Source organism: Mesorhizobium sp. M7A.F.Ca.ET.027.02.1.1 (genome assembly GCF_004022985.1).
Taxonomy (GTDB): domain Bacteria; phylum Pseudomonadota; class Alphaproteobacteria; order Rhizobiales; family Rhizobiaceae; genus Mesorhizobium.
Map to the genome: position 1 here is coordinate 1 of NZ_RZOL01000295.1, position 7,703 is coordinate 7,703.

Sequence of the window (7,703 nt, forward strand, 5' to 3'; positions counted from 1 at the left end):
ATACCAGCCAGGGGCAGCTGCAGGTCCTCAAGGAGATCACCCCTGCCCTGCTCGACGAAGACGGCGCCGGCGTGCTGATCATCGACGACCTGACCGACACCGGCAAGACGGCGGGCATCGTGCGCGCGATGATGCCCAAGGCGCATTTCGCCACCGTCTATGCCAAGCCGAAAGGCAGGCCGCTGGTCGATACTTTCGTCACCGAAGTCAGCCAGGACACCTGGATCTATTTCCCGTGGGACATGGGCTTCACCTACCAGAAGCCGATCGCCGACGACCACGCCGGCTGATTCGCAACTACCTGCCTGTTACAGACCAGCAGCTTGCACCGGGCATGATTTGCTTTCGCAAACAGGTCCGGCAGGGCCGGATATTTTGCGAAATCGACGTCTGTTGGAGGAAATGGGCCAGGCGAATGAAATTTTTTACTTTTATTGCCGACAATTAGCCGTAAGATTCGTGAGACGGCAAACGATTCCGGAGGCTGGGGCTAGCTTCTTCGATGTTGACGAGGCCAACGACACACAATCATCTGGCCGAAAGGGTCCGACGGCTCTTCGGCACGGCGCCGTGCCGCCTGCAGGTTGCCGCCCTGCCGTGGCGCGACACGGGAGACGGCGTCGAAATCATGCTGATCACCAGCCGCGATACCGGCCGCTGGGTTTTGCCCAAGGGCTGGCCAGAGGCCAGGGAGCCGCTCTGCGAGGCCGCGGCGCGCGAAGCCGGCGAGGAGGCCGGGCTGCGCGGCCGTGTCTCTCATCTTGAAGCCGGCCGTTACTTCTACGCCAAGGTCCTGGCTTCCGGCGAAGAAGTGCCGTGCGAGGTCCTGGTGTTTCCACTGCATGTCGACAAAGTCGCGGACCGCTGGAAGGAAAAACACTCACGCACCCGCAAATGGGTCCGTGCGAGCGAAGCGGTGCGCATGGTCAACGAACCCGACCTTTGCCAGATCATCGCCTATTTCTGCGCCGACCCGCACAGCTTCTCCTGACGGGCGGCCACACCGCTCTCTTTGCAAAACGGGACTGGCTTGCAAAGGCTAGACACGCGTTGCCGCGCTTCGACATGAATGCTTTGCTAAGGAATCAAGGGTAGGATTCGGCAGCTCTGGTATTTTTGATCGATGGCGAATCCCGCAAATCCAATTCCAAACGAGTCCGACGACCCACAGCGCGAGCATCGTCCGCGCGTGCTCAAGGGCGGGTCGATCATCACCGGAATTTCGAATTCGGAAGTCGGCTGCACGCTTCGCAATCAACACGAAGGCGGCGCCGAACTGAAGGTACCGCTGGAAGCCCGGGTCCCAGATCGATTCCTTCTCTATGTGCCGCTCGACGGCATTGCCTATCGGTGCGAGGTCCGCTGGCGTCGCAACGACCGTATCGGGGTGCAGTTCACCGGCACCGAGCCAAAGCCCCGGCTGCATTACGGCTGACGCCCGGGCAAGCTTGCGCGCGGAAAATCGTGATCCGCGCCTGCATTCTATCCCCGTTATCCACATATGTGACACACAAGATGTTGGGGTCACAAAAGCTACGCAAACGAATCCTTGACGGCGCAAAACGAGTCGCCTTTTATAGGCCATGCGCTCCTGTTGAGAGTGCGACCGGAAAGTTCTGAGCCCGGTCTTTTTTCCCGGATTATGTGCGTTTTTGCTCGCATTTCCGCCTGTTTACGAGGCCGGCGGAAGCGTTGGGATTGTGGGGCGGTTGGGGACGATAGGGACAATTGTCGGGCTTGAATAAATTGTCTGTTAATACTATATTTAGTGTTTGCAGGTAGGTTCGACGCTAGATAGTGTGAATTTCCCTCGATCGAGGGAATCGGAAAAAATCAGTTTTGAGGGACCCGTGGGTTCGTCGGCGCGTTGGACAGGTACTTCGCAAGGAGTTTGACCAGCAGGGCCGGCGGAGACCGCGAAATGGAGAGCCGGCCGTTTTCGAACGCCCGGCAGACGGCGGACATGCGCGTTTCGCATCGGGGGCAGAAATCCCTAGGGAAAAGCGCTATATATAGACAAAAGGGACCGGACCAATGCGCATCGAGCGTCGTTTCACCAAGCCAGGACAATCTGCCTATGCGGAAATCGAATTCCGCAAGGCGCTTTCGGAGATCAAGAATCCGGATGGTTCGGTGGTGTTCCGCTTGGACAATATCGACGTGCCGGCGCAGTTCTCCCAAGTTGCAGCCGATATCCTTGCGCAGAAATATTTCCGCAAGGCCGGTGTGCCGGCGCGCCTGAAGAAGATCGAAGAGAACGACGTCCCCTCCTTCCTGTGGCGCTCCGTAGCCGATGAGGCGGAACTGGCGAAGCTGCCGGAAGCCGAGCGCTACGGTTCCGAGATCGACGCCCGCCAGGTCTTCGACCGGCTTGCCGGCACCTGGACTTACTGGGGCTGGAAAGGCGGCTACTTCAAGGGGTCGGAGGAAGACGCGCGCGCTTTCCGCGACGAGCTTGCCTACATGCTGGCCACCCAGCGCGTCGCGCCGAACTCGCCGCAATGGTTCAACACCGGCCTGCACTGGGCCTATGGCATCGACGGCCCGAGCCAGGGCCACTTCTATGTCGACCCGTTCACCGGCAAGCTGACCAAGTCGAAATCCTCCTACGAGCATCCGCAGCCGCATGCCTGCTTCATCCAGGGCGTGCAGGACGATCTCGTCAACGAGGGCGGCATCATGGACCTGTGGGTGCGTGAAGCGCGCCTGTTCAAATACGGCTCCGGCACCGGCTCCAACTTCTCGCTGCTGCGCGGCGAAGGCGAAAAACTGTCCGGCGGCGGCCGCTCGTCGGGCCTGATGAGCTTCCTCAAGATCGGCGACCGCGCGGCGGGCGCCATCAAGTCGGGCGGCACGACGCGACGCGCCGCGAAGATGGTCATCGTCGACGCCGACCACCCCGATATCGAGGAATTCATCGACTGGAAGGTCAATGAAGAGCAGAAGGTCGCCTCGCTGGTGACTGGCTCGAAGATCGTCAAGAAGCATCTCGAAGCGATCATGAAGGCCTGCGTCAACTGCGAAGGCAATGGCGACGACTGCTTCGACCCGGCCATCAACACCGCGCTGAAGCGCGAGATCAAGGCGGCCAAGAAGTCCGCCGTGCCGGAGAACTACATCTACCGCGTCATCCAGTTCGCCAAGCAAGGCTATAGCTCGATGTCGTTCAAAACCTACGACACCGATTGGGATTCGGATGCCTACCTCACGGTTTCGGGCCAGAACTCCAACAATTCGGTGTCGCTGAAGGACAATTTCCTACGCGCCGTCGAGGACGATGCCGACTGGCACCTGACCGCCCGCAAGGACGGCAAGGTGCTGAAGACGCTGAAGGCCAGGGATCTCTGGGAAAAGATCGGTTACGCCGCCTGGGCGTCGGCCGATCCGGGCCTGCATTTCAACACGACGATGAACGACTGGCACACCTGCGCTTCGGCCGGTGCGATCCGGGCGTCCAACCCGTGCTCGGAATACATGTTCCTCGACGACACGGCCTGCAATCTCGCCTCGATCAATCTGCTGCCCTACCGCAACGCCGACGGCACGATCGACATCGCAGCCTACGAGCACACGGTGCGGCTGTGGACCATCGTGCTCGAAATCTCGGTGATGATGGCGCAGTTCCCGTCGAAGGAGATCGCCAAGCAGTCCTACGAATACCGCACGCTCGGCCTCGGCTATGCCAATATCGGCGGCCTGCTGATGACATCGGGCATTCCCTACGACTCCGATGAAGGCCGCGCCATCTGCGCCGCACTCACCGCGATCATGACCGGCATGGCCTATGCCACCTCGGCCGAGATGGCCGGCGAACTCGGCGCCTTCGCCGACTACGACCGCAATGCGCAGAACATGCTGCGCGTCATGCGCAACCATCGCCGTGCCGCCTATGGCGAGAAGCAGGGCTACGAGAAGCTCGCCGTCAACCCGGTGCCGCTGGTCGCTTCCGACCTGAAGCAGCAGGACCTTGCGACGCACGCCAAGGCCGCCTGGGACCGCGCCATCGAACTCGGCGAGGAGCATGGCTACCGCAATGCGCAGGCGACCGTCATCGCGCCGACCGGCACGATCGGCCTGGTCATGGATTGCGACACCACCGGCATCGAGCCCGACTTCGCCCTGGTGAAGTTCAAGAAACTCGCCGGCGGCGGCTATTTCAAGATCATCAACCGCGCCGTGCCGGAAGCGCTGCGCACGCTCGGCTATTCCGAAGCCCAGATCGCCGAGATGGAGGCCTATGCGGTCGGCCACGGCAACCTCAACCAGGCGCCGGCCATCAACCCCGGCGCGCTCAAGGCCAAGGGTTTCACCGACGAGAAGATCGCGGCGCTCAACGCAGCCTTGAAGTCGGCCTTCGACATCAAGTTCGTCTTCAACCAGTGGACGCTCGGCGCCGACTGGGTGAAGGAGACGTTCGGCTTCACCGACGAACAGCTCAACGATTTCTCGTTCGAGATCCTGCCGGCGCTCGGCTTCTCCCGGAAAGACATCGAGGCCGCCAACATCCATGTCTGCGGTGCGATGACGCTGGAAGGCGCGCCGTTCCTCAAGGCCGAACACCTCGCCGTGTTCGACTGCGCCAGCCCGTGCGGCAAGATCGGCAAGCGCTCGCTGTCGATCAACAGCCACATCCAGATGATGGCGGCAGCGCAGCCCTTCATCTCCGGCGCGATCTCCAAAACCATCAACATGCCCAACGATGCGACGGTGGAAGACGCCAAGGGCGCCTACATGCTGTCGTGGAAGCTGGCGCTGAAGGCCAACGCGCTCTACCGCGACGGCTCGAAGCTGTCGCAGCCGCTCAACTCCTCACTGCTCGCCGATGGCGAGGACGACGAGGATGAAGCCGTCGAGCAGTTGCTCGCCGCACCTGCGGCGGCACGTGCCGCACAGATCACCGAGCGGATCGTCGAACGCATCATCGAGCGCGTGTCGCGCGAGCAGGAAAAGCTGCCCGGCCGCCGCAAGGGTTACACGCAGAAGGCCAAGATCGGTGGCAACACCATCTTCCTGCGCACCGGCGAATATGACGATGGCCGTCTCGGCGAGATCTTCATCGACATGAACAAGGAAGGCGCGACCTTGCGTGGCCTTCTCAACAACTTCGCCATCGCCATTTCGCTCGGCCTGCAATATGGCGTACCGCTCGACGAATATGTGCACGCCTTCACCTTCACCAAGTTCGAGCCGGCCGGCATGGTGCAGGGCAACGATGCCATCAAGAGCGCGACGTCGATCCTCGACTATGTGTTCCGCGAGCTGGCGATTTCCTATCTCGGCCGCAACGATCTCGCTCATGTCGACCAGTCGGACTTTTCCAACACCGCACTTGGCCGTGGCATCAGCGAAGGCAAGACCGATGCGGTCTCCAAGGGCCTGACCCGTGGCGCCTCGCCGGTGAAGCTGGTGTCGCGCGTCAGCGGCAACGATCCGAAGGGCTTTGCAGCCCCCTCGGGCGCCCCTGCCCGCTCAGTGCCGACCGCCTTCTCCGGCTCCAACGTGCTGGCGCTGAAGCCGGCCAGCGACGAAACGGTCGCCTACAAGCGCGACTATGAGGAGCGGGCGAAGGAACTGGCCGAGGACATCGCCTTCGAGGAAGCAGCGGGCGTTGCTTCCGACGCCACGGCGGGATTATTCACCGACGCGGCGGCCGTTGAGGCGGCCGAAGCCAAGAAACTCGCCAACGACCGCCGCGCCAGGTCCCTGCTCCAGGGCTACACCGGCAATTCCTGCTCCGAGTGCCAGAATTTCACCATGGTGAGGAACGGGACCTGCGAGAAGTGCGATACGTGCGGCTCGACGAGCGGGTGTAGCTGAGGTCTAGTGCCACCTCGGCTTACAGTTCGCGAGATCATTCGCCTGCTGGAGGCCGACGGCTGGTATCTGGTTGCAACCAAGGGCAGCCATCGCCAATATAAGCATGAAGTCAAAGCCGGCCGCGTCACCGTGGCTGGCAAGCCGTCTGAAGAGGTTGCGCCAGGAACACTGAACAGCATCCTAAAGCAGTCAGGTTTGAAGGAGTGATGACATGCGTTACGCAGTGGTGATTGAAAAAGCAGGAAGTAATTTCTCTGCCTATGTGCCGGACCTACCCGGCTGCATCGCGACAGGTGCCACTGTGCCTGAAGTGGAAACCGAGATTCGCGACGCAATACGCTTTCACATCGAAGGTTTGCGAGCCGATGGCCTGAATGTGCCCAAGGGTGTCAGCCTCGCGGAATACATAGAGGCATAAAATTCCTGCAATCGGGATTCTCGGCATCTACCCCGCCGGCAACACCCGCAGCGTCTGCTCGTCAACGGCTCGTCCTGCCCCACGAATAGCAGCTTGCGCCCCGTACCCGCCGGCACGTCGAAATACTGGATCCGTCAGGCATTTCGCCCCAGTCGCCGCACGGCGGCTCCGGGTTTTCATCGAGGCTTGCTACCGCTTTCAGCTTTTTCGCATAGGCGGCGTCGCGGCTAAATGTGTAGCGTCTGACGGCGGCAGGCGCGGCGCCCTCGGTGTAAGGCGTCGGATTCAATAACTTGTTTGCATCTGGCCATGCCTTCGGCCTGCCCAGATCAAAGCCTCTCAGCATGCCATCTCAGATGGTCGTCCATGAAACTGGAGATGAAAAGATACGAGTGATCGTATCCATCCTGCATCCGCAGCTTTAGCGGAATACCTGCTTTGGCGCAGGCCGCTTCAAGCAGCCAAGGCCTCAGCCCGTCGTCAAGAAATCCGTCCGACGTTCCCTGATCCACCAAAAATTCGGGGAAACGGTATCCGTCGTCGATGAGCGACGTCGCGTCGCAGGTTCGCCACGAAGGCTCATCCTTGCCCAGATACTTCTCAAAGGCCGGTTTCGACCAGCCGGCGGTGCTTGGCTGGGCGATCGGGGCGAACGCCGAGCAGCTCTTGAAACGCTGCGGATTCTTCAAGGCAATCGTCAGCGCGCCATGCCCGCCCATCGAATGGCCGGAGATAGCCTGGCGCGCCATATCGGCTGGAAATTCAGCCGCGATGAGAGCCGGCAACTCCTCGGTCACATAGGAATACATGCGATAGTTCTTCGCATAAGGTTCTTGCGTCGCATCGAGATAGAAGCCGGCGCCGGAGCCGAACTGCCAGTTGTCTTTTTCATCCGGAATGTCGGCCCCGCGCGGGCTGGTGTCGGGACAAACGACGATCAGGCCAAGCTCGGCGGCCATGCGCCTGTACTCGCCCTTGTCCATTACATTGGCGTGGGTGCACGTCAGGCCTGAGAGATACCACACAACGGGACAAGGCGCCTCCCGCGCCTGCGGAGGTATGAAAACGGCAAAAGTCATGTCGCAACGGCAACTCGTCGACAAATGGGAATAGACGCCCTGCACGCCGCCATGGGCCTTCGTTTGAGAGATGATTTTCATGTGTTCTCCACGTTGCGGGTCGGATGACGGTCGGCCCCACCACTGCCACCCAGCGGCAAGCACTTGCGTCCTGCCATCCTATGGTTCCTGTGTCGACGGATCTCAGCGCGGAAAAAGAACCTCGCCCATTCCGAGCACTGCGTTATCCCCGCCATATTTGCGCGGTGCGCTCCCCAGAAGCGGCCGTTTCAAAATGCCCTCGGCGATCAGATGACGATCGATGATGGCGGCGAAAACGCTCTCGGGCGCGCCACATTCGACGAAGCTCGGCGACATGCGTGCCGGCGCGCGATCGAGAAGGATCGAAC

Annotated in this window: 7 protein-coding genes and 1 pseudogene; 6 read left to right on the forward strand and 2 right to left on the reverse strand. The window is 61.0% G+C overall.

Going from position 1 to position 7,703, the window contains the following annotated elements; genetic code table 11:
• From EN749_RS25670 to EN749_RS25695, 6 genes are all read left to right on the forward strand, one after another.
• Positions 1-290: phosphoribosyltransferase family protein (locus tag EN749_RS25670; RefSeq protein ID WP_281061926.1), on the forward strand; the 290-nt coding region annotated here is incomplete at its 5' end.
• Positions 291-502: 212 nt separating this feature from the next.
• Complete coding sequence (locus EN749_RS25675; protein ID WP_023810435.1) at positions 503-991, forward strand: NUDIX hydrolase; 489 nt, start codon at positions 503-505, stop codon at positions 989-991.
• Positions 992-1,123: 132 nt separating this feature from the next.
• Positions 1,124-1,435, forward strand: coding sequence for a PilZ domain-containing protein (locus EN749_RS25680; protein WP_127810588.1), 312 nt, complete (start codon positions 1,124-1,126; stop codon positions 1,433-1,435).
• A gap of 599 nt (positions 1,436-2,034) precedes the next feature.
• Positions 2,035-5,817 carry a vitamin B12-dependent ribonucleotide reductase gene (locus tag EN749_RS25685; RefSeq protein ID WP_128364211.1) on the forward strand — a complete coding sequence of 1,261 codons (3,783 nt, stop codon included), beginning with the start codon at positions 2,035-2,037 and terminating at the stop codon, positions 5,815-5,817.
• A gap of 6 nt (positions 5,818-5,823) precedes the next feature.
• On the forward strand, positions 5,824-6,024 hold the full coding sequence (locus EN749_RS25690) for a type II toxin-antitoxin system HicA family toxin (protein ID WP_013532021.1): 201 nt from the start codon (positions 5,824-5,826) through the stop codon (positions 6,022-6,024).
• Between the two features lie 4 nt (positions 6,025-6,028).
• A complete protein-coding gene (locus tag EN749_RS25695; RefSeq protein WP_127810590.1) occupies positions 6,029-6,235 on the forward strand; it encodes a type II toxin-antitoxin system HicB family antitoxin in 207 nt (68 codons plus the stop codon).
• 329 nt (positions 6,236-6,564) lie between these two features.
• Here EN749_RS25695 and fghA read toward each other — a convergent pair whose 3' ends face one another.
• A complete protein-coding gene (gene fghA, locus EN749_RS25705) occupies positions 6,565-7,395 on the reverse strand; it encodes an S-formylglutathione hydrolase (protein WP_127810591.1) in 831 nt (276 codons plus the stop codon).
• Positions 7,396-7,497: 102 nt separating this feature from the next.
• A pseudogene (locus EN749_RS25710) lies at positions 7,498-7,703 on the reverse strand (formylmethanofuran dehydrogenase subunit C); the annotation flags it as partial.